Origin of the sequence: Bradyrhizobium semiaridum, from assembly GCF_020329505.1 — a bacterium.
Classification (GTDB): Bacteria; Pseudomonadota; Alphaproteobacteria; order Rhizobiales; family Xanthobacteraceae; genus Bradyrhizobium; species Bradyrhizobium semiaridum.
In genome coordinates, this window is sequence record NZ_JAGKJJ010000032.1 from 12,376 (window position 1) to 37,648 (window position 25,273).

At 62.8% G+C, this 25,273-nt stretch carries 25 protein-coding genes; 15 read left to right on the top strand and 10 right to left on the bottom strand.

The window, feature by feature from the left end:
* Positions 1–348: 348 nt before the first annotated feature.
* Positions 349–1,254: a right-handed parallel beta-helix repeat-containing protein gene (locus tag J6500_RS26995; RefSeq protein WP_225715739.1), complete on the top strand. Its 906-nt coding sequence runs from the start codon at positions 349–351 to the stop codon at positions 1,252–1,254.
* Between the two features lie 197 nt (positions 1,255–1,451).
* On the opposite strand, the gene rfbB is transcribed toward J6500_RS26995, so the two are convergent.
* Positions 1,452–2,543: a dTDP-glucose 4,6-dehydratase gene (rfbB, locus tag J6500_RS27000; protein ID WP_225715740.1), complete on the bottom strand. Its 1,092-nt coding sequence runs from the start codon at positions 2,541–2,543 to the stop codon at positions 1,452–1,454.
* Positions 2,544–2,548: 5 nt separating this feature from the next.
* Positions 2,549–3,433, bottom strand: coding sequence for a glucose-1-phosphate thymidylyltransferase RfbA (gene rfbA, locus J6500_RS27005; RefSeq protein ID WP_225715741.1), 885 nt, complete (start codon positions 3,431–3,433; stop codon positions 2,549–2,551).
* 231 nt (positions 3,434–3,664) lie between these two features.
* On the opposite strand from rfbA, the gene J6500_RS27010 reads away from it, so the two are divergent.
* The 4 genes from J6500_RS27010 (at position 3,665) to J6500_RS27025 (ending at position 6,273) form a co-directional block, all read left to right on the top strand.
* Positions 3,665–4,069, top strand: a complete 405-nt coding sequence (locus J6500_RS27010; RefSeq protein WP_225715742.1) for a hypothetical protein — start codon at positions 3,665–3,667, stop codon at positions 4,067–4,069.
* A 420-nt stretch (positions 4,070–4,489) separates the two neighbouring features.
* The gene (locus tag J6500_RS27015) at positions 4,490–4,762 is read left to right on the top strand and encodes a hypothetical protein (protein WP_225715743.1); all 273 of its coding nucleotides are present in this window, start codon (positions 4,490–4,492) and stop codon (positions 4,760–4,762) included.
* A 58-nt stretch (positions 4,763–4,820) separates the two neighbouring features.
* The gene (locus tag J6500_RS27020; RefSeq protein ID WP_225715744.1) at positions 4,821–5,222 is read left to right on the top strand and encodes a hypothetical protein; all 402 of its coding nucleotides are present in this window, start codon (positions 4,821–4,823) and stop codon (positions 5,220–5,222) included.
* A gap of 31 nt (positions 5,223–5,253) precedes the next feature.
* Positions 5,254–6,273 (top strand): NAD-dependent epimerase, encoded by a 1,020-nt coding sequence (locus J6500_RS27025; RefSeq protein WP_249781681.1) that lies wholly within the window; start codon positions 5,254–5,256, stop codon positions 6,271–6,273.
* Between the two features lie 50 nt (positions 6,274–6,323).
* Here J6500_RS27025 and J6500_RS27030 read toward each other — a convergent pair whose 3' ends face one another.
* Entirely contained in the window at positions 6,324–6,575 is a 252-nt protein-coding gene (locus J6500_RS27030) for a hypothetical protein (protein WP_225715745.1), read from the bottom strand.
* 153 nt (positions 6,576–6,728) lie between these two features.
* On the opposite strand from J6500_RS27030, the gene J6500_RS27035 reads away from it, so the two are divergent.
* Positions 6,729–6,962 (top strand): hypothetical protein, encoded by a 234-nt coding sequence (locus tag J6500_RS27035; RefSeq protein ID WP_225715746.1) that lies wholly within the window; start codon positions 6,729–6,731, stop codon positions 6,960–6,962.
* A 551-nt stretch (positions 6,963–7,513) separates the two neighbouring features.
* Here J6500_RS27035 and J6500_RS27040 read toward each other — a convergent pair.
* On the bottom strand, positions 7,514–8,248 hold the full coding sequence (locus tag J6500_RS27040) for a metallophosphoesterase family protein (RefSeq protein ID WP_225715747.1): 735 nt from the start codon (positions 8,246–8,248) through the stop codon (positions 7,514–7,516).
* A 93-nt stretch (positions 8,249–8,341) separates the two neighbouring features.
* Between J6500_RS27040 and J6500_RS27045 the strand changes: the two genes are divergently transcribed.
* From J6500_RS27045 to J6500_RS27060, 4 genes are all read left to right on the top strand, one after another.
* Positions 8,342–8,494 (top strand): hypothetical protein, encoded by a 153-nt coding sequence (locus J6500_RS27045; protein WP_225715748.1) that lies wholly within the window; start codon positions 8,342–8,344, stop codon positions 8,492–8,494.
* Between the two features lie 220 nt (positions 8,495–8,714).
* On the top strand, positions 8,715–9,914 hold the full coding sequence (locus tag J6500_RS27050; RefSeq protein ID WP_225715749.1) for a polysaccharide biosynthesis/export family protein: 1,200 nt from the start codon (positions 8,715–8,717) through the stop codon (positions 9,912–9,914).
* A 53-nt stretch (positions 9,915–9,967) separates the two neighbouring features.
* A complete protein-coding gene (locus J6500_RS27055) occupies positions 9,968–10,246 on the top strand; it encodes a hypothetical protein (RefSeq protein ID WP_225715750.1) in 279 nt (92 codons plus the stop codon).
* 276 nt (positions 10,247–10,522) lie between these two features.
* Positions 10,523–10,834, top strand: a complete 312-nt coding sequence (locus J6500_RS27060) for a hypothetical protein (protein ID WP_225715751.1) — start codon at positions 10,523–10,525, stop codon at positions 10,832–10,834.
* Between the two features lie 44 nt (positions 10,835–10,878).
* Here the strand turns inward: J6500_RS27060 and J6500_RS27065 are convergent, their stop codons facing one another.
* Entirely contained in the window at positions 10,879–11,193 is a 315-nt protein-coding gene (locus J6500_RS27065) for a hypothetical protein (protein ID WP_225715752.1), read from the bottom strand.
* A 969-nt stretch (positions 11,194–12,162) separates the two neighbouring features.
* On the opposite strand from J6500_RS27065, the gene J6500_RS27070 reads away from it, so the two are divergent.
* Positions 12,163–13,596, top strand: coding sequence for an undecaprenyl-phosphate glucose phosphotransferase (locus J6500_RS27070; protein ID WP_225715753.1), 1,434 nt, complete (start codon positions 12,163–12,165; stop codon positions 13,594–13,596).
* A gap of 586 nt (positions 13,597–14,182) precedes the next feature.
* On the opposite strand, the gene J6500_RS27075 is transcribed toward J6500_RS27070, so the two are convergent.
* Genes J6500_RS27075 through J6500_RS27085 form a run of 3 tightly spaced genes read right to left on the bottom strand, consistent with a single transcriptional unit; the run spans position 14,183 to position 17,653 of the window.
* On the bottom strand, positions 14,183–16,444 hold the full coding sequence (locus tag J6500_RS27075; protein ID WP_225715754.1) for a GNVR domain-containing protein: 2,262 nt from the start codon (positions 16,442–16,444) through the stop codon (positions 14,183–14,185).
* A 28-nt stretch (positions 16,445–16,472) separates the two neighbouring features.
* On the bottom strand, positions 16,473–17,261 hold the full coding sequence (locus tag J6500_RS27080) for a hypothetical protein (protein WP_225715755.1): 789 nt from the start codon (positions 17,259–17,261) through the stop codon (positions 16,473–16,475).
* The gene (locus J6500_RS27085) at positions 17,261–17,653 is read right to left on the bottom strand and encodes a hypothetical protein (protein WP_225715756.1); all 393 of its coding nucleotides are present in this window, start codon (positions 17,651–17,653) and stop codon (positions 17,261–17,263) included. The genes J6500_RS27080 and J6500_RS27085 overlap by 1 nt, the downstream gene beginning before the upstream one ends.
* 108 nt (positions 17,654–17,761) lie before the next feature.
* Between J6500_RS27085 and J6500_RS27090 the strand changes: the two genes are divergently transcribed.
* From J6500_RS27090 to J6500_RS27105, 4 genes are read left to right on the top strand one after another with little or no spacing between them, the layout of a single operon-like run.
* A complete protein-coding gene (locus J6500_RS27090) occupies positions 17,762–18,988 on the top strand; it encodes an acyltransferase family protein (RefSeq protein ID WP_225715757.1) in 1,227 nt (408 codons plus the stop codon).
* Positions 18,985–20,331 carry a hypothetical protein gene (locus J6500_RS27095; protein ID WP_225715758.1) on the top strand — a complete coding sequence of 449 codons (1,347 nt, stop codon included), beginning with the start codon at positions 18,985–18,987 and terminating at the stop codon, positions 20,329–20,331. Before J6500_RS27090 ends, J6500_RS27095 begins: the two co-directional genes overlap by 4 nt.
* Positions 20,332–20,355: 24 nt before the next feature.
* On the top strand, positions 20,356–21,462 hold the full coding sequence (locus J6500_RS27100) for an acyltransferase family protein (protein WP_225715759.1): 1,107 nt from the start codon (positions 20,356–20,358) through the stop codon (positions 21,460–21,462).
* The gene (locus tag J6500_RS27105) at positions 21,459–22,553 is read left to right on the top strand and encodes an acyltransferase family protein (RefSeq protein ID WP_225715760.1); all 1,095 of its coding nucleotides are present in this window, start codon (positions 21,459–21,461) and stop codon (positions 22,551–22,553) included. Before J6500_RS27100 ends, J6500_RS27105 begins: the two co-directional genes overlap by 4 nt.
* 18 nt (positions 22,554–22,571) lie before the next feature.
* Here the strand turns inward: J6500_RS27105 and J6500_RS27110 are convergent, their stop codons facing one another.
* Complete coding sequence (locus tag J6500_RS27110; RefSeq protein ID WP_225715761.1) at positions 22,572–23,708, bottom strand: glycosyltransferase family 4 protein; 1,137 nt, start codon at positions 23,706–23,708, stop codon at positions 22,572–22,574.
* An 84-nt stretch (positions 23,709–23,792) separates the two neighbouring features.
* Entirely contained in the window at positions 23,793–25,268 is a 1,476-nt protein-coding gene (locus J6500_RS27115; protein ID WP_225715762.1) for a lipopolysaccharide biosynthesis protein, read from the bottom strand.
* Positions 25,269–25,273 lie beyond the last annotated feature (5 nt).

The window sequence follows — 25,273 nt, forward strand, 5'->3', positions numbered from 1 at the left end:
GTTCATACGCACAATTAGTGTGCTCGATGTGCAAGTGGAACTTGCCCCGCCTGGCTTCGCCTTTGCCGCGCCTGCCATTCCAGCAGGGCGCGCGGCAATCAGGGCGTCAGAGAAAACCTCGACGAGCAGGCTCGACGGCGTGCGTCACCCTGGGTTCCGCGATTCCGATCCGCGCAGTTGGGCTTCCATGGCGGCGGAAGTTCCTCTCAGCCTCCTGCGCGCCGTCGGCACGCTTCGCTACGTGCACCACGCCCATGATTGTCAGCGACGATCGGCGGCCGGCGCCAGATCGCCGATCGCCGGACACTTACGATTTTCTCTCCGAGTTTTTTGACAGGAGTCCAAACCATGGATCGTTTACTTAACCTGATTGCGATTGTTCTCGCCGCAATGCTGCTGACAGTTCAATGGGCGCCGGAAGCAAACGCGCAGTCCCTCTATACATATGTGTCGAGCTCGGGCAACGACGCCAACACCTGCTACACCCCGAGCACGGCTTGCGCGACCCTGCCGAGAGCCATAGCCCAGAACTTTGGTGGCGGCGTCGTACAGTGTGTGGACGCGGCAAATTTCAACATCATCGCCAATCATGTCAACGTCGTCATCGATAGGTCGATCACGATCAACTGCGTGGCGGGAGGTGCCATCAGCGCAGCTTCCTTCATCATCAATGCGCCATCCCAAATCGTAAGGCTTCGCAACATCGGTATCACCGGCTTTTCCGGCTATACTTTCGGCAGCACGATCGAAATAGTTGCCGCGAGTCAGGTCTATCTTGAAAACATCACAAGTGCCGGGAACCCTTCCGGTCAACCTGGGATCTACGACCATCGCGCCGGTCCGGCTCTCCTGCATGTCCGCAATAGCAGTATCGTCCACAGTGAGGGCGCCGGCATAGTCGTGGCGCCGGCCAGTGGATCGATCGGGGTTGTGCTCGACAACGTCGCGTCGTCCTACAACAAGTACGGCCTTGCGGTCGGTCGCGGAGGGCGCGTCATGATCACGAACTCGACGTTCACCGGCAACACCGTGGGCGGCATCCAAACCGACCCCGGCGCGATCGTCGACATCGACACGTCCGTGGTTTCGTTCAACCCGACGGGCGTCCTGGCGGGCGGATCGGTCACCTTGTCCAATTCCGGAATCAACTCCAACACCACCGCAATCTCGGGCGCCACGAAAAGCTTCGGCAACAACCGGCTGGTCGCGAATTCGGTCATCGGTACCGCGCCGACAATCGTCAGCGGTCAATGAGAAGGGACTGGCTTTGGCCGGCAGTGCGCGCCGCCAAAGCCAAAGCCTTTCCTGACGCCTTGCTGGTGGATCGGAACCTGGCGGCCGGCCAGCTTTCAGCCGGCTTTAAAGCGCGATGAGATCAGGCTGATCGTCATCGCGCTTTAGCTTTTGTTTGAGCATGATCTTTTCGGAAAACCGCTTCGCACCTTTCCGGATCATGCTTTGGGAGCACGCCCCAGTCCAAGCCGTTCTGCTTCATAACCGGCGGTTCGGATCGATTGCCACCACGGCGCATTGGCGAGATACCAGCGGACGGTCTTCTCCAGCCCGCTGTCGAAATTCTCCATCGCGGTCCAGCCAAGCTCGCGTTCGAGCTTGGAGGCGTCGATTGCATAGCGGCGATCGTGGCCGGGGCGGTCGGTCACGAACGAGATCAACCGCCGCCGGCCGCCGCGATTGGACGGTTGCAGGCGGTCAAGCAGCGCGCAGAGGGTCTCGACCACGTCGAGATTGGTGCGCTCGTTGCGGCCGCCGACGTTATAGGTCTGGCCGATCCGCCCCTGGGTCAGAATCATGTACAGCGCACGCGCATGGTCTTCGACATAGAGCCAGTCGCGAATGTTCTGGCCGTCGCCATAGACCGGCAGCGGCTCCTCGGCCAGCGCCTTGATGATCATGTGCGGAATCAGCTTCTCGGGAAACTGATAGGGGCCGTAATTGTTGGAGCAGTTCGAGATCAGGCAGGGCAGTTCATAGGTTTCGCACCAGGCGCGAACCAGATGATCCGATGCCGCCTTGCTGGCGGAATAGGGCGAGTTCGGCGCGTAGGGGCTGGTTTCCGTGAACGCGCCGTCCGGGCCGAGCGAGCCGAACACCTCGTCGGTCGAGACATGCAGCAGGCGGAACGCGCTCCGTTCCGCGGCGGACAGCGTGCGCCAGTGGCGCAGCGCCTCCTGCAGCAGCATGAAGGTGCCGTTGATGTTGGTGCTGATGAAGTCCTGGGGGCCGTCGATCGAGCGGTCGACATGGCTTTCGGCGGCAAGGTGAATCACACCCTGCGGCCGGTATTGCGCGAACAGCGCGCGCAGCGCCTCGCCGTCGCAGATATCCGTCTTGCTCAGCCTGTAGCGTTCCGATTGTGCCGCTGCTTGCGGAATCGAATGCAGGTTAGACGCGTAGGTCAGCTTGTCGATGTTGACGATCGAGACGTCGGTCGTGTCGAGCAAGTGCCGGATGACGGCGGACCCGATGAAACCGGCGCCTCCCGTTACGAAGATCGTTGATCGGCTCTGGCTGATGCCCAGCATGGTGGCTAGCGCTGCGACTTCGCGAAACTGTGATAGACCGAGAGCAGGTATTCACCGTAGCTGCTCTTTGCCGTGCGCTGCGCCAGCGCGTGGAACTGGTCGAGGCCGATGTAGCCCATCCGCAGCGCGATTTCCTCGATGCAGGCGATCCGCAGGCCCTGCCGCTGCTCCAGGATTTGGACGAAGTGGCTGGCCTCGACCAGCGACGAATGCGTGCCGGTATCGAGCCAGGCGAAGCCGCGGTGGAGCATCTCGACCGAGAGCTCGCCGCGCTCCAGGTAGATGCGGTTGATGTCGGTGATCTCGAGTTCGCCGCGGGCGGAAGGCCTGATCGAGGCCGCGATGTCGAGGATCGTGTTGTCGTAGAAATAGAGCCCGGTCACCGCGACGTCGGATTTCGGCTCCGCCGGCTTTTCCTCGATGGAGACCGGCCGGCCCCGTGCATCGAGCTCGACCACGCCATAGCTCTGCGGCGAGGAGACCGTGTAGCCGAAGATCGTCGCGCCCTTGGCGCGGTCGCCGGCCTTCTTCAGCTTGTCGCCCAGTCCGTGGCCGTAGAAGATATTGTCGCCGAGGATCAGCGAGACGCTGTCATCGCCAACGAAATCGCGCCCGACGATGAAGGCGTCGGCGAGGCCGCGCGGCTGCGCCTGCACCGCGTAGGAGAAGTTGAGGCCGAACTCGCTGCCTTCGCCGAGCAACCGGCGGAACAGATGCTGATCGTCCGGCGTGGTGATGATCAGGATGTCCTTGATGCCCGCGAGCATCAGCGTCGACAGGGGATAATAGATCATCGGCTTGTCGAAGACCGGCAGCAGCTGCTTCGAGACCACCGTCGTCACGGGATAGAGCCGTGACCCGGTTCCGCCTGCCAGAATTATCCCCTTCATTGCACCTCTCGCCCGCGAAATTGGGGGTTGCCCCGGCTAGCTGTAGCACAGATTTGCGCCGTGGAATGCGGGCCGCAGCCGGATTTACCCGTCCTTGCATGGACTTGCCGGAGGCGTTCGAGCGGGCCAAGCGACGGTCGGCGCCCTCTGTCCGCGGCGCCCGCGGTGCTGTTCTGTGATGGTCGCCCGGTCTGCGCCGGGCATTCTCGTCGATGCAAAGCATTCTGGCGTGTGGACGCGCTGCCGTCTCCGCGAGATGGTCGCCGCCTCCTGCCGCGCAAGCCCGAACGCTGTGTCCTCAGCGCGATGATCAGTCCCGGAAAATTTGTAGGTCTCGCAAGCGAGTTTCGCGGCGACAGAGCGGAGATCGATTCACAAATGCGGGATGCAATCGACGACGGCCAGGTTCGGCGCAATTGCGTCACGAGACCATCGAATTTGGTTGGTACGGAATCCGAATCCATTCAGTCGAGCATGGAAATGGAAACTCAGCCGGAAAAGATGTCGCTGCTCCTGCGCTTCAAGGAACGCAGCGTATCCGGCGTGTTCGTCGCGCTGACCGTGGCTGCGATGATAGGATGGATCTATCTCCTGAGCTCGATGTTCGTGCGATTCATTCTCTGGTATTTCTCGTAGAACGCGCATGGTTCGCATTGATCACTTTTGCAGCGTTCGGTTGCACAAAAAATTCAGGCGATGACCATTCTTTCGGCGCGCTGAATCATGATGTGGTCACAAGTTCGAATTCTAACTTCGTCAGATGCGATTGCCGAACTTTCACCACTGCCTGGATGACTGCAATGGCTACTGCTCTCTTGATTCTTGTGGCGATGTTTGCCGCGGGCTACCTCGCCGGATATGCAACGCGGGCCTGGCGCTCGCAGAGGCGCCGCGCGCAACACCTCTCGCATTGGCCGTATCATTCGCCGGATGCCTCGAAGGGGGTACCCAAGAGTGCCTTTGGCCATCCGCGCCGCGCGTTCTAGACTGGCGTGCAACCTCGTTGCATGCTCGAAGTTCAGGCCGCCTTGTGGATCGCCCGAGAGTTGTGACGCTATGACTGATCCGACCAATAATTCACCCCGGCGCTACGTCGTAGACGGCAATGGTCGCCGGGTTCTGTTCGGCCTGACGGCGGAGGAGACCTCCGAGTTCGAGCGGCTCGAAGCCAGTCTGGCGCTTTACGGCGAGGGCGCCGGCGCCGACCTGCCGGTCTCCGGCCCCGAACGGCGGTGGCTCGAACTGTACGGCAAGCATGATGTCGCATGGCTGAGGTGGGTGGCCGATCGTCGGGCCGGCCGGGAGATGAATTTACCAGTCTTTAACTAAGACCGGGCGACTTTGGGATGTCTGCGACTGACGAAGACCGGGATCGGATTCGCCCAAGATGTTTCAGCTGTTCTTGCAGTCCCGCGCGCAAAACCTCGTCAAGTCCAGGCTTGGCGGCGAGGGGTTCAAGGCACGCTCCCCGGAACGCGACGCCGAGACCGACCGCCAGCGGGTCGCCTCGATCGTGGCCGCGATCGACGGTGCCCTAGAGGCGGCGGAAAGCGAGCAGGCCGGCCTCAGCCGCCGGGTCGAGGACGTGCTGGCCCGCGCGGCGGTGACGTTGGGCAACGGCACCGACGAATATCTCGAGCGTGAGGCGCTCGACAACTATCACCAGGACCTCTTCGACAAGGAGATCCTGAACGGCCAGCGCCGCCTCAAGGAACTGGCGAACGAAATCGCCCATTTCAAGTTCATGAAGGCCGCGGTCCTGAGCCGGTTTCCCGATTTCAAGCCTTGAACCGGCGCCGGCGCCCGACTACCACACGTGTATGGCGATACAGGGCAATCTGCTGGTCACAGGATGTGCCGGCTTCATCGGCTATCACCTGGCCGAGCATCTGCTGCGGGTAGGACAGGCCGTCGTCGGCATCGACAACCTCAATGACTATTATGACCCGGCGCTCAAGCGCGCGCGGCTCGACCGCCTGACGCGGAATCCTGCCTTCAACTTCCAAAAGGTCGACCTCGCCGACCGGGCCGGGATGGAGCAACTGTTCGAGCGCCACTGCTTTGAGATCGTGGTCCACCTCGCCGCGCAGGCCGGCGTGCGCTACTCGCTGCACAATCCGCGCGCCTACGCCGATTCCAACCTGGAAGGCTTCCTCAACGTGCTCGAAGGCTGCCGGCACACCGCGTGCAAGCACCTATTGTTCGCGTCTTCGTCGTCGGTCTACGGCGCCAACACCAAGATGCCGTTCTCGGTGCACGACAACGTCGATCATCCGGTCAGCCTCTACGCGGCGACCAAGAAGGCCAACGAGCTGCTGGCGCATTCCTACAGCCATCTCTACCGGCTGCCGGCCACCGGGGTCCGCCTCTTCACGGTGTACGGGCCGTGGTACCGGCCGGACATGGCGCTGTATCTGTTCGCCGATGCCATCAGCAAGGGCCAACCGATCAGCCTGTTCAACAACGGCAACATGCGGCGCGACTTCACCTATGTCGACGACGTGGTCGAGGCGATCGTCCGGCTGATCGGCCATGTGCCGCAGGGCGATCCCGCCTGGTCCGGCGACCATCCGGATCCCGGCTCGAGCAGGGCGCCGTGGCGCATCTACAATGTCGGCAACAACAAGCCGGAAGAGCTGATGCACGTGGTCGAGCTGCTCGAGCAGGGACTCGGCCGGAAGGCCGAGAAGACGTTGCTGCCCATGCAGCCCGGCGACGTGCTCGAAACGTTCGCTGACGTCACCGACCTCGCGCGCGAGATCGGCTTCAGGCCGCAGACCCGGATCGAGGACGGCATCGCGAAGTTCGTCGCGTGGTACCGCGACTATCACAAAGTTTAGAGCGCGATGATCTTTCGGAAAACCGCTTCGCACATTTCCGGACCATCGCTCTAGCGCTGCTTCTTGATCCCGACCTCGCGCTGCAGCTGGGGCGTCATGCCCATCGCACCTTCGCGGCTCCGGCTGGTGCCCGTCGATGTTCCCGATGTCGCCGGCGTCGCACGCCCCGCCGAGGTGGTGCCTGACCCGCTGCCCGCCGTCGCGCCGCTGCGCGTGACAGGCGATGTGCCCTGGGCCTGCGCACCGACCGGCGCCAGCAGCAGCAGAGCAATCGTCGCGGCAACAATTCGTTGTTTGGTCATGCGCATATCCACCTGAGAGATCCCTGTGAGAGCTGTCGTTTCGAATTTGCCAATCGCATATGTCCTTGGCACGACGTCGGTGGGGTATAGTGATGTCCGACGGTGAGAAGTGGGAGAGCCGTGATGATGGCAAAATTCGGGTTGAGCTGTGCGATGGCCGCTCTGCTTTGGTGTTCCGCGGGCACGGCGGCGCATGCCGTGACGGCCGAGGTCGCGCGCGCATGCAATGCGCAGGTCGCGAAGGCGTTTCCGCCGCGCCAGGTCGGAAATCCCGCCGCCGGGAGCGCCAAGGGAAACGCCAAGGCGCAGCGCGAGTTCTTTGCACAATGTGTCGCCAGGGACGGCAAGATGGATGGCGATCCTGCTCCAGGCGACGAAAAGAAGTAGCCTGCTGCGCACCGGTGCGACATCAGGAAAAAATTTCGCCGGGAACCGGCAGGCCTTCGGGACGTTCTCCGTCGCGGAGACGTATGACCTATGACGAGACGGCTGGCCTTGATCGTGTTTGTCTTGTTGAGTGCATCGGGTGCACACGCGCAAGGCGTCAACGATCCCTCGACTCCGAACCGCCCCGCAGTGACTTCGAACCCGTCGCAACCGGCGCGCCCCAACGCGACACGGAACGTGCCGCAGCGGTTCGATCCCTCGCCATCGCGGCCCTTTCGCGCCACGCCCTATCATGGAAATAGAACCCGCGGCAGCGGCAGTCCGGCCCGGCGGTACTGACACCCGTTCTCAAGACGAGTGAGATGGTCTTGCTTCGCGGGACGCGAGCGTTGCTCGCACTTGTGCAAACAGGGAACGCGTCGGGCGCGAAAGCATGATCCGGAAAAGTGCGAAGCGGTTTTCCCTCGCGACAAACGCGAAGCGTTTGCGCGGAGATCATGCTCAAATAAAGAGCTCAAGCGCGATGACGATTCAACAAACCTCATCGCGCTTTAGATCGCCAGCATGCTGGCGCCCTGGATGGTCAGCAAGGTCAGATTGCCCGTCGCGTAGGCACCGGTGTCGATGTTGATGCGGTTCGGCCGGATATCCGGTGCCTTGACCGGCGTATGGCCATGCACGATGTATTTGCCGAACCGTTCGTTCGACTCCAGGAATTCATCCCTGATCCAGAGCAGATCCTGCTCGCGTTGCTGGTCGAGCGGAACGCCGGGACGCACGCCCGCGTGGACAAAGAAGAAGTCGCCGCATGTGAATGACGACGGCAGGTTCTCCATGAAGGTCAGGTGCTCCTCCGGCACGGAGTCTTTCAGCTTTTCGGTCAATTCGACCTGTTCCTCGGCGGTCGGCGTCAGCGTCGGCGTCACGCCATAGGATGCCATCGTCAGCAAGCCACCATATTTGCCCCAGTCGTTGAGCTTTGCCGGATCCTTGAGGACGTCGAGCATGAAGACCTCATGGTTGCCCTTGAGGCAGACCGTCTCATGCGTCCACATCCGGTGGATCAAGAGCTCCAGCACCGCGCGCGAATCCGGGCCGCGATCGACATAGTCACCCAGGAAGACGTGGATGGCGCGCCGCGGCCGCGAGCGGCGCAGATCGGCATCGATCACGGTCAGGAGGGACTGAAGCAGATCGGCGCGGCCATGGACATCTCCAATGGCGTAAATCCGGACACCGTCGGGAAGGCGGGGTTTGACGTGATGAGAGCGCTTGGTGAGCCCCATTCAGATTCGATCAGTGGCCGCTTGGCAGGTGAGGGAATCCAAGACGTATGCCTCAATTGCGCCGACGAGCGCAAGCTGCATTGGAACTCGTGGTTGTCAGTCATTCAACGAAACGTGGTGCTGATCGCGCAAGCAACCTGCTGCCGAATTCACCAGTCAATGCTGCAATCACGACAGCTGGAAGACAATTTCGGCAGCATTGCGATGATGCTGATCACGGTCCGCATGATGATCGCACTGCCTTGAAAGCATAGCGCAACGATGCGCGCAGATGAGCCGCGCACATTCGCCATCAACGCGCCATCGAATAGTCAGAATAGGTTGCTCGCAAAGGTATTGTCGTTGCGTCAGCGCAACACCGGCGCACTTTAAGCCGTGTTCCATGTCCCCAAGCGGAGCGGATGTCTTGTCGCAGTCTCCGCGAGTCCGTACGAGTTGCGCACTGGGTTAGCGTAGGGTTTGCTGCATGCGTCACTTTGCAAGCAAGGAAGTTGTAAAGTCGGCGTTGTTGCTCGCCGCGTTGGCTCTGGGTGGATGTTCCACCAATCCAGGCTCCGGTCCGCTCACCGATGACGTGCTGAGCAAGCAGACCGGGAACGGGCCGCAATACGAGTTGATCCCGATCAACGCAGCGACCGTGAACATTCTGCATACGCATGAGCCCAAGGGGCTCGCGGGCGTATTCACCGACGCGCGGCCGCCGGCCAACATCGTGTTCGGCGTCGGCGACGTCGTCAGTGTCACGATCTTCGAAGCGGCCGCGGGCGGCCTGTTCATTCCGGCGGAAGCCGGCGTTCGCCCCGGCAACTTTGTCACCATTCCTGACCAGACCGTCGACAATGACGGCAACATCTCGGTGCCGTATGCCGGCCAGATCAAGGCGGCGGGACGGACGGCGGTCCAGATCCAGCGTGCGATCACCGACAAGATCAAGAACCGCGCCATCGAACCGCAGGCCGTGGTCGCAATGTCGTCACAGCGCACGCAGCTGATCAGCGTGCTTGGCGAGGTCAATTCGCCGACGCGTTATCCGGCGAGCTTCGCCGGCGCCAAGGACAGGGTGCTTGACGCGATCACGCGCGCCGGCGGCATCAAGGGTCAGGGCTTCGAGAGCTGGGTCATGCTGGAGCGCGGCGGCAAGCGCGCGACCGTGCCGTTCGAGAATCTCGTGATGGCGCCAGAGAACAACATCTATGTGCGGCCTGACGACAGCATCTACGTCTACCGCGAGCAGCAGAAGTTCATGGCGTTCGGTGCCAGCGGCGCGAGCGGCGAGTTCAACTTCGACGCCTGGCGCATCAATCTGAGCGAGGCGGTCGGCAAGGCCGGCGGTCTGCTCGACCAGCAGGCCGATCCGGGCGCGATCTTCCTCTATCGCCGCGAGCCGCGCGATGTCGCCAGCCAGCTCGGCATCGACGTCAGCAAATACACGACCGAGACGATTCCGGTGATCTTCGCGGTGAACTTGCGCGATCCGGGCGGCTTCTTCCTGGCCACCAAGGTCATGATGAAGAACCAGGACATCCTCTATGTCTCGAACTCGCGCAACTACGAGATCCAGAAGTTCCTGACCTATCTGCGGGTGGTCATGGCGACCGGCAGCGACGCGGTGAACCTCGCGAATGACGCGCTGATCTTCCGCAACAATGTTAAGCTGGCGCCATAGCATTGGGCCGAACCGCGAATGAAGGTGCCGTTGGGCGCAAGGGAGCATTAGGGATGTTGAGGACATTTGGACGCGCGGGGCTATTGGCCGTCGCTGTCTCACTGTCGGCAGCAGCGGGCGCGAAGGCGGCGATGCCGGTGCCGGCGACGGCGGCACCGACCGGCGGAAGCCAGCTCACGCCCGTGACCTTCTGGGCGCAGCCCTATCCCTACCGCTTCGTGCCGCAGCGCCGCTGCCCCCGCGTGCGGGTCGAGACGCCGTATGGCTGGTACTGGGACCGCGTTTGCGCGCCGGTCGCGAACGAGGGGCCGGTGCTGCGCCGTGCCTATTGAGGCGGCGGACACGCTGGTCCGAGCAAGGGCTCGTTAGGCCAAAGGAGTATCTCGCCGGCGGCCGGTTTCTGGGCCGCCGTCAGATTCGGGCTGACTTGGTCCAGGAAATGCAGGGAGCAGGCTTGAGTTCCGGGTTTGGGCTCAGGGCGCTGCAAGCGGGCCGCGACCTCGGGCCTGGCTTCAATTTCCTGCACCCGTAGTCGGAGGGGGTATCGCTTTTTGTGACGGTGCGGTTAAACTGACCCTGTTGTTTTATCAACTTTCAGGGCCGCCGCCGTGCGCACCATTCTGATCCTTCTGGCGATCTGGCTGCTGCTCAACGTCTTGTTTGTGCTCATCGTGATGCCGCCGCTGCGCCCGCGAAAGTCGGGTGGAAACCCGTCGGACGGCACGCTCGCACCTGCGCCGATCGACAAGGGCAGCTACGCCTATGAGGCGGAAGAACAGCCTTCGCTCCGCCACATCATTGTTTCGGTCGCAATGGGAACGTTTTTCGTCCTGGTGCCGCCGCTGCTCGAGGCGCTTTCGGCGCTCAAGCGGCTGTTCGGCAAGGATTCCGGAAAGAGTTCCTCGCAGAACGGCGGTTGATAGCGACTGCGCCTTGAACCGGCTCGCTCGAGCGCGCTGGTCGTTCAGGTCGAATTACGTGGGGCGGCGACGCGCTGCCACCGGGAGTTGTCCGCGCCGGTCTCCGCATCCCGTTCCTTCCGGCCCCTATCCTGAAAGATGAAGGCGGCGAACAGGCTCGTCAGCACGTAACCGAGCTGCATCGGCACCGCGAGCGCGATGATCGAGAGCAGCGTCCGCCCGGCGGCTTCGTCTGCCATCAGGGATATCGTTGCCAGTACCAGCGAGCCGACAATCAGGATGGGGAAAAGAACGATAAAGCGAAATCGAACTCCCAAGACCATGCCGACCAGCAGGGTGCCCAAAGCCAATATTGTCACACGCAACACTCCACAAATTTGCCTCAGTTCGTAATCGGCGCGAACTAAGATTCGTTTAAGTGGCTCGGCCAAACTTTACCGAGAGCAGAAGGGCTTAGATTAACCTCTGGACAAGCTGGAGCGTTCCGCGTGCCGACGAGAAACGTGTGCGATGGATGTCGTCATGCAGCGCCTGCGTGCCGTGCCCCGCTGCACGCCTGCCGGGTCGCAACGCGAGCCTAACTGTCCGACACGCGGGAGTTGAAACCGGCTTGCGAGGCGGGCGGGGAGCTGGCGAGAATTCGTCAGAGTTCTCCTGGAACTGGGCGTCGAGAGAGCGGGAACCGCGCACATATTCGCGTGCCGCCGCCACTGCCGACAGTCCGACTCGGTTTGAGACTGCGCACCGAACGTCATTGCGCCGCAGTTCCCGATGCGGGCGCGCGTGCAATTGTGGTCATGGCAGTCATGCAATATTCAGCCGCGAGACCCGACGCAGGTTGCAAACATGCAGAATGCTACCGCGCGTTCTAGCGCCGTTTCAGCGGGCACATCGCGGCTGCAATATTGGGCAGTCGACGGCCCGTGCAACAAGGCCACACTGACATGCATGGGGTCCGCAAGCGCCGTGCTGACGAAGCGGCGAATTCGTTGGCGATTGTGAATGTCAACGGGCAAGATATGCCGTCGCTGCGCGCTTGCGTGGAAGTTTCATCGCCACATCGGTGAACGCAACTTGTGCATTGTTTTGCCAAATTATGACCGGCACGTTCACGATGCGAGGCGTGCACACATCGTCGCGAGAAATGCGAACGCCGACGTAACGTTGCGTTGCAGAAATTGATGTTGGCTATTTGGGTGCGGCGCCACAATCTCGCTGCGATCAGCTAACATTCTCCCGCGCGAAAACTGCAAATCGTCGTCAATCAAATCGTCTTTGAATTGTTCAAGGTCGCGCAATTCAAGGAATGTGACTCGCAGAGGCTTCGAATGGCTGTTGCAGCATACGGTTCTTCCAGCGCGCATTCGGTATCTTCTGTACGCGGCGCCGCACTACAAAGACCCATCCAGCTCTTTGTCATCGTCGCCGACTTTCTCCTGATCCTGCTCAGCTACGCCGCCGCGTCCGAGGCCTATCGCGCCGTGGCGACAACCACCTTCGATCAGGATTCCTCGGACGGAGCCGCGCTGATCGTCGGCACGGTGTTCGTCGCGATCGCCTACTTCCAGGGCGTCTATGACAACCATCGCCTGCTGCACCTTGGCTGGCAGCTTCGCAAGGCTGTCGTCATCTGGCTGCTATCGCTGACCATCCTGGCTGTTGAAGCCTTTCTCCTGAAGTCGACGGCGAGCCTGTCGCGCGGCACCATCCTGTTCTTCACCGCGATCGGCGGCGTCGGATTGGTCGGGGTTCGCTTCGCGTGGCAGTTTGCCCTCGGCCTCAGCTTCGCGCGCGGACGGCTGGTCGACCGCAAGGTGATGCTGCTCAGCTTCAAGCCGCTCGACTTCACCTCGAACCGCTTCAAGGACCTGCGCAAGAACGGCTTCGACGTGGTACGTCATTTCGTCGTGGGCGGCGATGCCGACGCGGCCGTGTGGGAGCGCGAGATTCGCGACGTCATCCGCCAGGCCCGGGCCGCCGATGTCGATGAGTATCTGCTCGCCGTCGATTGGGACGAGTTGCCGTTGCTGCAGAAGCTCGGACCTTATCTGCGCGTGATCCCGCAGCCGGTGCGCCTGTTGCCCGATTATCCGATTGCCGACCTGGTCTCGCGGCCGTTCGTGCCGGTCAGCGGAACGGTGGCGATCGAGATCCAGCGGCCGCCGCTCACGGTGTTCGAACGATTCCAGAAGCGCTGCCTCGATATCGGCGTCGCCTCGTTTGCCATCATCATGCTGGCGCCGCTGCTGATCACGGCCGCGATCCTGATCAAGCTGGATACGCCCGGAAGCGTGATTTTCCGCCAGTTCCGGCGCGGCTTCAACGGCAAGCCGTTCGAGATCTGGAAATTTCGCAGCATGACCGTCGCCGAGAACGGCGAGTCGGTCACGCAGGCGAAAAAGGGCGATGCGCGCGTGACCCGGGTCGGCCGTTTCCTGCGCCGCACCAGCATCGACGAGCTGCCGCAGCTCTGGAACGTGTTGCGCGGAGACATGTCGCTGGTCGGACCGCGCCCGCATGCGCTCGCGCACGACAACTACTACGACGAGATCATCAGCAATTACGTCTATCGCCATCACATGAAGCCCGGCCTGACCGGATGGGCGCAGGTCAACGGCTTCCGCGGCGAGACCGCGACGATCGACCTGATGGAAAAGCGCGTCGAATACGACGTCTGGTACGTCAGCAACTGGAGCATCTGGTTCGACGTCAAGATCTTGATGCGCACCGCCGTCGCGCTGATGTATCAGGAAGCGTACTGATCCTGCATCGCCGGCGCGGCGTCCTTCTCCAACATCAAGCGAGCATCGAAGCCTTCGATGCTCGCTTTCGCATGGGCCTCAGTGCGCAGCGCGTGGCCTGACTTGGCGGAGTATCGCCTGGGTGCCTGCGAGCGGGCTGCCCAAGACGGTTCAGTGCACGCGAAGGCGATGAAGCGGCACGCCGTCATCACCAACCTGCACAGCGGCCGGCGGGCAGTTGCCGCTGCTGGATCGTGCTGAGTGGGCGGAGCGCAGTCAGCTTCAGTCTCCCAAACAGTCTCGGCCCGAAAGACGCCGCGATCCGGCGGTGCAAGGAACTGGGCGGCAGGGGCTAAAAGCTGATCGTGCTTCCGAGTTAAGAGTTACGCTGCCTTGCGCGGCAAACGCGAGCGCTTGTGCGGGGATTGCCGGCATGCTGCCGCTTGTAGCAATCGCGTCGCGAGCCGGGACGGCGAGGGAATTTGGACGGGGTGAGAAGTCGGGCTGGGCGTTCGGATGAATTGCGCCTTTCATGCAGGCAAAAATAAACCCCGGGACGACGCACGTCCCGGGGGCCTGTCCAAGTGGAGGCTCATCAGCCGGGGGCCTACGCGCCCTCGACGTAGTAGCTGTTGTAGTGCGAGCCCTTGTAGGCCTCGATGCGCTTCAGCATGTTCGGATCGGCGCGGTTCAGCACGGCGCCCAGGAGCTTCTTCTGGATCGCTTCCGAGCCCGAGACCGACTCCTGCAGCGCGCTGCGGGTGGTCTTGCCCCATTCGATCACATAGACCATGGCGTCGACGAGATGGCTCATCGCCTTGGAGTCGGCGACCGGCATCACCGGCGCAAGGTCGATGATGATGTATTCGTAGTTCTGCCGCACCACCGACAGCAGGTCGGCCATCGCCTTGGACGCCATGATGTCGGCCGAGTTGACCATGCGGGTCAGATAGATCGACGGCAGGAAGTCGAGGCCGGTCTCCTTGCTGCGCTGGATCTGATAGCCGAACGAATGCGGGTCCTGCAGCGCCTCGACGAGGCCGGTCTTGGCGTTGGGGGCGAGCTCGCGGGTCAGCGAGCGGGTGTGAAGGTCGCCGTCGATCAGCAGCGTGCGATGCCCCGTCAGCGCGGTGAGGTGGCCGAAATTGGCGGCCACCGTCGTCTTGCCTTCCTTCGGCAGCGACGAGACGATGCCGATCACCTTCACCTCGCGCGTCAGGCGGGCGACGTCGATCGACACCTTGATGTTGCGCAGGGTCTCGGCAAAGCGCGAGAATGGCCGGTCGACGACGTAGCGGGACAATTCGCCGCCCGCGATCTGCATATCCTTGTCCGGCGGCGCCCGGTCGGACGGCAGCAGCGCACGCGCTTTCTGGCCGAGGCTCGGCCGGCGGATGTCCGGCAGCACGCCGAGGCATTTCACGCCGATCTCGTCCTCGACCTCGCCCGGGGTCCGCATCACGTCGCTGAGCAGCTCGCGGGCGAAGGCCGCGCCGAAGCCGAGACAGAGCCCGCCCACGATGCCGCCGGCGAGCGCCAGCATCGTCTTCGGCGAGCTCTTCTGGTAGGGCTTGACCGCGGTCGAGATGATGCGCGCCTCGCTGATCGGGAAGCTCTGGTTCTGCGTCGCGTTCTGCAGCTTCTCGAGGAAGTTGTTGTACAGGTTCCGGTAGGTGTCGGCCGCGCTTTCGAGGTCGCGCAGCTTGACCTGGGCCTGGCCGGTGTTGTCGGCCTGGGTGACCAGGTTCTTGACGTTCTGGTCCAGCGACGCCTCGCGGCTCTTGGCGATCTCGTAATCGCTGCGATAGGCGTCGGCGATGCGGTGAACCTCGTCGGCGATCGCCTTCTTCAGCTCTTCCATCTTGTTGGCGAGGTTGATCGAGGCCTGGTGGGTCTTGCCGTATTTGTTCGACCAGTCGGCATATTGGGCGGCCATGTCGAGATATTGGGCGCGCAGCCGGGTGATCACCGTGTTGCTGAGGGCATCGGTGACGGTGGGCTGCACCAGGTCCTTATCCTGGACGGCCTCGATGCGATCGAGGCGGGCCTTGGCCTCGGCGGTCGCCGCGCGGGCCTGGACCAGCTGGGTGTTGAGGTCCGAGAGCTGCTGCTCGGACATCAGGCCGCGGCTGGTGCCGACGATGTTGTTCTGGGCCTTGAAGGTCTGCACCGCCTTGTCGCTGGCCGTCGCTTGCTGCCGCAATTCCTCGCTGCGCTGCTGGAGCCACTCGGTGGCGCGCTTGGTGGACTCGTATTTCGCTTCGAGCGCGCCCACCACATAGGCATTCGCGATCGCGTTGACGATCCGCATCGCCTTATCAGGATCGACCGATTTATAACTGAGCGACAGCACGTAGGTGGCCAGGACGCGCTCGGTTCTGAGGTTCTTCTGCACGACGACGACCGCCCCGTGCTCGATGCGGTCTTTCGACGGCGGATCGCCGGAGCTGAACAGCGCCATCACCTTGCCGGTGATGAGGCCGATCAAGCCCGGCTTGGAACCGTTGAATTCGGGATCCTCGGTCAGCTTCAGGCGGCGGACCACCGACAGGATCAGGTCGTCGGAGTTGATGATCTCGACCTGGCTGTCGACAAACCCGGTGTCGATGAGGGCGGTGGCGGTGCCGCTGTCCTTGTCGAGCACCTGGGCCTGCCGGGTGTCGATCAGGATGCGGGTGTTCGCCGTATACATCGGCTTTGCGACAGCCAGATAGACGACGACCAGCGTCATCACGACTCCCAGGACGGACGCGATCAGGGGCCATTGCCGGCGCAGCACGTCGAGCACGCGCTCGGCGCTCAGGACGGCTCCGCCGATCTCGATGGCGAATCGGTGATTGGGATGAAAGTGCTCTCTCGGCTGATACATTTGTGAGCTTCGCTGCTTTCGGTGGCGGCTACTTGATCGGAATCGGCTTGAACGGGTCGGCGATCTCGGTCTTCCACTGACCCGACAGCAGACCGTCTCCGGCGGGAGCCTTCTTGCCGTTGTCAGGCAGTTTGGCGGTCGAGGATTGATCCTCGCCGGCGGCGTAGTATCCCTTGATCACGGCGGAATCCTCGATTCGCTGCGTGAAGCTCGCGATCTTCTGCGCCGCGCTGGGCTTTCTGATCGTGCAGCGCATTTCAGCGATGCGAAGCGCCGCGCCGATTGCCTCTCGTTCCTCGGCGGTTGCTTCGCTGACCAGTGTTCGCACCGGCGCCATCAAGTCGGGATTGGTGACGAGATAGGCGGCAAGCTGGCTCTTCAGCTTGTCCTTGTTGCCGTGCATGCTTTCCAGCAGGACGATGGGCGATTTGGAGAAAGTGTCGAGGTCGATCTTCTTGGCCCGGTCGGAGAAGTCGACACACTGCGCGCGGCTCGGGCTGAACGCGAATACGGACAGGGCCGTGCAGATCAGGAGCAGCGCGAGCCGCCGGTCCACCGCGGCAAATCTCAAGCATCGCATCATCGGCTTACCGTGCATGCAGGTTCCCGAAAGTTGGTGGTGGGTTATCGCGACCTTGAACGGTAACTGTGTCATTTTTTGTGCGGCGCAAAAGCGTATCGTAAAATCTTGTAAACAGACTCGTGCATGTCGCGCGAGCAGCACGACCACGCAGCACGATCTTGCAAATGCATCGCCGCGGGAAGAAGCAACCTGCCGCCTCGATCGGCGCAGGAGTGCGATGACGAGCGTCATCATCAATGTACAACCGACGATGGCAATCCGATGGGGGCACGTGACGCCATCGTGACAATGGTGCCGATGTCCGCAATGTCGCCTCGATAGATTCCAATTGTCGCCAGATATTTGATCATCGCGACAAACATGTGTGCAACGTTCGCGCCACCTGCGTTCTCGCAGCTGCAGACAGCGCTGCTGTGTCTTCCTGTCGCAGCATTGCCGCAATCATGCAAACGATCGGTCTCAATCCTGCCGAGACGAAGTTCGACGATGGAAAGCGAGATGATCTTGCTCTCCTGATCGGCAATGTGCCGCCGCTTTTTCAAGCGTGTCGTCCAATTTCCGATCACGCGGCGTTCGTCTCCGAGAATTCGTGAAGCATCATCACCAAACAAATGGCGGAGCGTCATCAAATTGCCGCTTCCCGCGATGCATCACTGACGTGCCGCGCTGCGATCTTGAGGGAAGCCATTCATTCAAGATTGTGGCAATACCAGCGAAACGGTCGGGAAGTTGTGATGCAGCAGGTTCATCGAGAAAAGGCTCATGTCCTGCCGCTCGACAGCATCCGGGGCATCGCCGCGATCTCCGTGGTGATCCATCATCTGATTCTGATGCCGACCTTCTTGGCGGCGTTCCCGCACAACGCGTGGATCAACTGGTCGTTCTTCCGCAGCGCCTGGCTGCTGGTCGACCTGTTCTTCGTGCTCAGCGGCATCGTGATGTCGCTGAGTTATGTGCGGGGGGAATTCGGCCAGTTCTCGCTGCGCGAATTCATGGTGCGGCGGCTGGCGCGGGTTTATCCGCTGCATATCGTCATGCTGTTCGCAAGCCTGCTGTTCCGGCTGCTGCGCATCGGCCTCGTGATGGCCGGCGTCGTGGTGGCGGTGCCCGCGGCGTTCGAGGTCAACAACGCCTATTCGTTCGTGCTCAATCTGTTCCTGCTGCATTCGATGGGCCCGATCGATTACCTGAGCTGGAATGCGCCGAGCTGGAGCATCAGCGTCGAGTTCTACACCTATCTGGCGTTCGGCCTCGTGGTGCTGTTCGCCCAGCGCTTCAAGTCGCTGCGCTACTTCTATCTCGGCGCGCTGCTGCTGGCGGCCGGAAGCTGGCTCGTGATCGTGTTCGTGCTGCAGAAGAAGAGCCTCGGGCTGCAGACCGACTTCGGCATTCTGCGCTGCTTCACCAGCTTCTTCCTCGGCGTCCTTACGGTGCGGGTGGTCGAGCGCCTGCCGCGGCGGATCGGTCCGGCCATGCAGGGCGCCCTGCAGCTTGCCGCCATGATCGCAAGCGTCGCCGTGGTGTCGCTGGTCGAAGCCTATCCGGCGATCAGCTTCGCCGCGCCGCTGACCTTCGCGATCTTCCTCGGCTCGCTGCTGGCATTCCCCGATGCCGTGCTGGTGCCGCGCATGCTGGTGGCCAGGCCGCTGGTCTGGCTCGGGCGCCGCTCCTATTCCGTGTATATGGTGCACGCGCTGGTGGTGCTGTTCGCGGAATATTTCGTCCGCGCCGTCGGACCGCGGATCATCCATGCGCTGGATTCGATCTGCGCCGGGTTGCCGGCGACGCTGAACCTCGTGGCGTCGCTCGCCGCGGTGCTGATCGTCTCGCACTTCACCTATCTCTATGTCGAAATCCCCGGCGGCAAATATATGAGGGATGTGCTCGGCAGCCGCCGCGGCAAGTTCGCAACGCCGCCGGCTCCTTCGGGGGCGGCCGTCGAATTGAGGCGAGGCCCGTGACAGACATCGCAATCCAGCGCCGGCCGTCCGAGCCGTTCAGCATCAATCTCGAAGCGATCGCGCTCTCGGTCTATCTGATCCGCGACGCGTTCGGCGGCGTGATGCGTTACTACACCAGCATCATGCATCTGGACGTGCTGTGGTATGTGCCCGACGGCGTTGCGATGCTGTGCCTGATCCAGTTCATCTCGCATTGTATCATCCGCAACCGCAGCGTGCTGGCGGTGCTGGTGCTGATCCAGATCATGCTGTCGGTGGTGCTCGGCTACATCATGCTCGGCACAACCACGGCGGCGGTGTCGTCGTTCAAGATGATGCTTCCGGTGTTCGTCGGCTTCCTGTTTTGCGACTCCAACCTCGGCACCTATAAGAAGCTGCTATCGGTCATTGCCATCACCTTCTATCTGTCGGTCGTCGGCGTGGTGCTGACCAAATTCTTCGTGATGCCTTGGGTCGGCTTCAAATACGAATCGTTCGGCGCAACGCGGGAGGCCGGCCGGCTGTGGTGGGCCTACGGCGGCGACGACCAGCGCCTGATGGGCTTTGCCGCCGATAACACCATGGCGGCATTCTTCATCCTGGTGTCGTTCACGGTGACCTCGATCCGCAAGAGCACCGGATGGTGTCTGCTGTTCGGAAGTATCGCGATCTACGCGATCAAGCTGACCACCAGCAAAACCACCATGATCGTTTTGGTGCTCTATCTGGTGCTGCTTGTCCTGGTGCGGATGCTGCCCGAGCGGCAGCGCTTCCCGGCGATCCGCAAGATCGCGCTGTGGTCGTTCGTCTCGATCCTGGTTCCGTTCTTCCTGATCCTGGCGCTGGCCGGCACCACCCCGGTTCCGCACTCCACGATGTTCAGCATCCTGGACCGCATCAACAACAGCTGGCAGCTGCCGTTCGTCTATATGAGCCAGCTGATGCCGATCGGCATCTTCACCGGATGCGGCGCTGGCTGCTTCAATTATCCGCAGAAGCTGTTCTCGCCGCTGGCCTCGTTCTGGGTGCCGGTCGACAATTTCTACATCGGAACCTACCTGATGTTCGGGCTGCCGTTCGTCGCCTTCATGGTGATGGTGATCCGGGCGAGCTTCGCGGTCACCGACGTCTACAAGCTGTCGCTGATCTTCGTCTCCAACCTCTTCACCATCACGGTGCTCAATTACGGGCCGGCGACCGGCCTCTTGATCATCGCGCTCGGCTTCAGCGAGGTGTTCTCGCGGCGCGTCGCGACATCGACTGCGACGACCAGGCCGCGCTCACGGATGCGGCCGGTCCAGGCGCTCGGGCCGCAGGGCGGCCTCAACGATTTCGGCGGCGAACTGCCGCGGCCGGCACGGTAGCAGCAAACAGGACGGGACGAGGCGATGCATAAACGGCTTGCATTCATCGATACGCTGCGCGGCATCGCCGTGATGGCGGTGCTGCTGCAGCACGCGCTCGAGGTGATCGTGCAAAATCACCCGACCGGCGACTATTACTGGGCATTCCATGACGCGATCGGCTACTACATCAATTTCGGCCGCTTCGGCGTCGTACTGTTCTTCTTCGTCAGCGGCTTCGTGATCCCGTTCAGCTTCCCTGACAGCGCGACGCCGGTCCGCGATTTCACCATCAGCCGGTTCTTCCGCCTCTATCCGGCGTACTGGACCTCGATCGTGATCGGGCTGCTCACGATGTTCCTGCTCGACGGCAAGACCTATTCGCTGCCGCAGATCCTCACCAACGTCACGATGTTCCAGACCTTCGTGAACGTTCCGAACCTCTGGATCATCTACTGGACGCTGGCGATCGAGCTGATCTTCTATATCGGCTGCACCGTGCTGTTCGCGATCGGCCTGCTGAACCGGCACATGACGGCGGTCTATATCGTCGTCGCCGCGTCGCTGGTCTGCACCATCGGTGCGATCGCGATCGAGAACCGGCTGCTGTGGTCGCTGATGGAAGTTGCGCTCAACCTCACCGCGATGTTCCTCGGCAAGGTGATCCGCGACACCGTGATCGGCGGCAAGCTGCGCTGGCAGCACGTCGCGGGCTGCATGCTGCTGTATTGCATCTTCGCCATCACGCTGTCCTACAAGCGGTTCGGCGGCGTCTATCACGAGAACTTCTTCTACAGCTATTCGATCGGATCGGCTTATGTCAGCGCCGGGCTGCTGTTCCTGCTGTTCGCGACCTTCGGCGAGCGGATGGCCTGGCGCAGCATGGCGTTCGTCGGGGTGATCAGCTACTCGGTCTATCTGATGTCGCCGTTCGTGATCGTCTGGGTGCATCACGGCATGAATATCGGCGACGGGCCGCTCGGCTGGGCGCTGTTCGTCGGCGTGATCGTGGCGGCCTCGCTGCTCGCGAGCTGGGTGACCTATACCTATGTCGAGAAGCCGTGCATCAGCTTCGGGCACCGGTTCCGCTCGCAGCGCAAGCGGCCCGCGGCGCTCGAGCCTGTTCTCAGCGGTCCCGGACCCGCCGAATGACGCCGGTGGCGGTCCAGCACGGCACCAAGGACGACGGCGGCTTCGTGCCGTCGGTGCAGGGGCTGCGCGCCATTGCGGCGCTCAGCGTGCTGATGGACCACTTCTACGACATGCCGAAGGGCGGCGTGTACGACATCCCGAACCCCGGCTTCCTGCCGCCGCTCTGGCTGTGGGTGCAGTCGGTGATCAATGTCGGCGGGCACGGCGTCGAGCTGTTCTTCATGATCAGCGGCTTTTTGATTCCGGCGAGTCTCGTGCGCCACGGCTCGCTGCCGAAATTCTTCTTCGATCGCGTGCTGCGCATCATGCCGGTGTTCGTCGTGCTGCATCTGGCGCTGTTCGTGGTCGGGCCGATCGTCGGCTACAAGTTCTTCCGCGGCATCGATCCCGGCAGCTATGTCGGGATCTTCCTGGCCAATCTGTTCTTCCTGCAGGATGCGCTGGGGCTGCCGATCGCCCAGCAGAACGCCTGGACGCTGACCTATGAGTGGGCGTTCTATATCTGGTTCGCGCTGGTGTTCGCCGTCGTGCGCGGCGGCAGCTGGCTGCTGGCGGTGCCCCTGGTCGTGCTCGGGCTCGCCTGCGTGCTGCATTGGCCGATCACCGCGTTCTTCTGTATCGGCATGCTGTTCAGCGCCATCGACTTCCGCATCAGCATACCGGGGCGGACCGGGCTCACCGTCGGACTGGCCTGCGGCGCCGTGCTCTACGCCAGCCTGACGCTGTTCCATCCGTTTGTCGGCCTGCTGCCGGGCTTCCTGCTGTTCGCGATGGTGCTGGGACGCGGCTCGGGCCTTGCCGATGCGCTCAGCACGCCGGCGCTGCAATATGTCGGCAAGATCAGCTACAGCCTCTATCTCGTGCATCCCTTCGTGCTGTTTCCGCTCCAGGTCACCGGGCTGAAACTGGTGGCGATGGGCGTCGACCGCTGGCTGTTGTGGGGGGGCTTCATCGTGCTGGGCTCGATCATGGCGCTGGCCGCGAGCGCGATCAGCTATGAGCTGATCGAGGTCCGGCTGCGCCGGCTGCTGGACCAGGCGTTCCGCGGCCTGCTGTTTCCTCCGCTCGGCAAGGTCGAGCAGTCGGTCTGACCGCAAGCGGCGCGGTGGTCAGGCCGCGACGCCGGCGAGGCCCCGGTAGGTCGAGAACAATTCGTCTGCGATGCGATCCCAGTTCAGCGCGACGGTCGCGGTCTGCCGCGCGCCGTCGCCCAGGGTCGCGGCAAGCGATTGCGAGGTGAGGACGCGCTCCAGCGCGTCTGCCAGCGCGGCGGCGTCGCCGGGCGGCACCAACAGGCCGTTGACGCCGTCAGTGACCACGTCGGGAATGCCGCCGGTCGCGCTCGCCACCACCGGCCGCTGATTGCCGAACGCCGATGCCAGCACGCCGCTCTGTGTCGCATCCTTGTAGGGCAGGGCGACGACCGCGGCGGATTGGAACATCGTGCTGGTGTCGGCGGGCGAGATATAGGCGTTGATCGCCTCGATCGTGGGCATCGCGCCCATCCGCGCGCCGAGCCGCGTCATCTCCGGCCCGCGGCCTGCGACCACGGCCTGATGCGGCACGCCGCGCTTGGCGAGCATGTCGATCGCGTCGAGGAAGACGTCGAGCCCCTTGTAGGCCCACATTCGGCCGAAGAACAGGATGCGGCCGGCGATCGGCGCAATCGGCGCGGCATTGGCCGGCGGCACCATCAGCACACCGTGCATCGACGAGGTGACGCCGCCCTTGAAGTCCGGCGACGCCCTGCGGAAGTCGGCGATGCAGCTCGCGCCGTGCAGCGTGACATGCGCCGCGGCGGAGCGCATCCGGCCGCGCAGCCGTTCCTCCCTCTGATTGGTGCCCGAGCCGCCCTCGGAATGCGGGATGGCGTCGTGGACGGTGAGAACCTGCGGGATGCTCGAGATGCGCAGCAGGTCCATCAGGGCGGCGGTGTAGTATTCCGGGCATTCGTGGCAATGCACGATATCGGGCCGAAATGCGATCACGTCGCGGAACGAGTTCGGCAGGCCGATCGCGCCGGCGCCGCGCAGGCTGAGGTCGCGGATCCTCGTGTCGAATGGCGTCGGCGCCGGGATCGCGGACAGTTCCCATTGCTGGTTGGCGTCCTTGCGATTGAGCACCAGGCGGACATCGCAGTGGCGCGCCAGGCCGGCGGCGAGCCGATACGAATACTCCGAGAAATGCGGCGCATAGATTGCGACACGAAGACGACGCTTTTGATAGATGGCCTTGGTTCCGTGCACCGGATTGCTCTCGTGTCGCGGTGAATGACTGCCCGCAAAGATAGCGATGAACACGGCTGAATTCAGGCCCGCGCGCCGATCCCATCATCGGCTGCTGAAACTTGGCACGTAGCGCCTGATCTCGTCGCGGCTGACCGGAAACAGCGCGACGATCAGGAACGAGACCGCATAGGACATGCAGAAGCATGCCGCGAGATTGGGCACGGCGTCGATCGATTGCATCAAGAGCCAGCGATGCAAGAGGAGGGCCGCCGCGACCGATGCGATGGCGCCGACCAGATGCGGTCCGATCACCTTGATGACATCGCGGTGACGGATCGGGCCGTCGCGTCCGACCAGCCACCACAGCATCGGCGTGCGCAGGCATTCGCTGAGCGAGTACGCACTTGCCACGCCGACCGGGCCGAAGTGCAGTCCGCAGGCGAAGGCGAGCATCGAGGTGAGGGCGCTGAACATGCCCCAGCGCATATATTCGCGGGTACGGCCCTGACTCAGGAACAGCCAGTTGGCCGGACTGTTGGTGGTCTGCAAGAGTCCCGCCACGCTGAGGCCGACGAAGATCGGCGTGACGTCCCGCCACTGGGCGCCGAGCAGGATCTCGACCAGCGTGTCGGCCGAGGCGATCATGAATGCAACGCCTGGTAGCACGACGAGAAAGGCCGGCAGCACGGCGCGACGGAAGGAGTCGCGGTAGCGCTCCGGCTCCTTCAACAGGCTCGACAGTGTCGGCAGCATGATCCGGATCATCGGATTGGTGACCTGCTGCAGCGGAAACAGCAGCAGGCGGTAGGCGCGATTGTAGGCGCCGAGCGGCGCGGCGCCCCACACCTTGCCGATCAAGACGCCGTCGGTGTTGCGCGAGAGGAATTCGGCGAGGTTGAAGCCGGTGACGCCGAGGCCGAAATTCAGCATGTCGCGGGCGCCGGTGATCGAGCTAGGTTTCGACGGCAGCCATCCCGAGCTGAGCCAGGCGCCGCCCGCCAGCACCACGCCCGAGGCGAGGCTGCCGGCGAGGATCGCCCAGTAGCTGTGGCAGAAGAACGCCATCACGATCGACGTCAGCAGCCCGCTCAGCGCGGCAGCCGATTCCAGGCCGGCCAGCGTCCAGAATCGCATCTGCCGGGTCAGCAGCGACAGATGCTGGACGTCGGCGCCGCTCAGCAGCAGCGTCAGGCTCATGCCCGATGTCAGCGCGGCGAGATCCGGATCGCCGTAGAACATCGCGACCAGCGGCGACAGCATCACCTGGGTGACCGCGAGCAGCGCCCCGACCGAGAGGTTGACCCAGAACAGCGAACTCAGCTCGTCTTGCGTCAGCTCGTCCTTCTGCACCGTTGCGTGGCCGAGGCCGAGATCCTGAAACAGCACGGCGAACGCCAGCACCGGCGAGGCCATCGCGTAGGTGCCGAAGTCGGAGGGCGTCAGCAGCCGCGACAGCAACACGACGGAGCCGGCCTGCGTCGCGACGCGCACGATCTGGGTGGCGACGCCGGCGAGCGCGCCGCGCCGCATGTTGCGCGACTGCTCGTCCTCGGAGAAACGCATGTTGAGTTCGGTCAAGACAG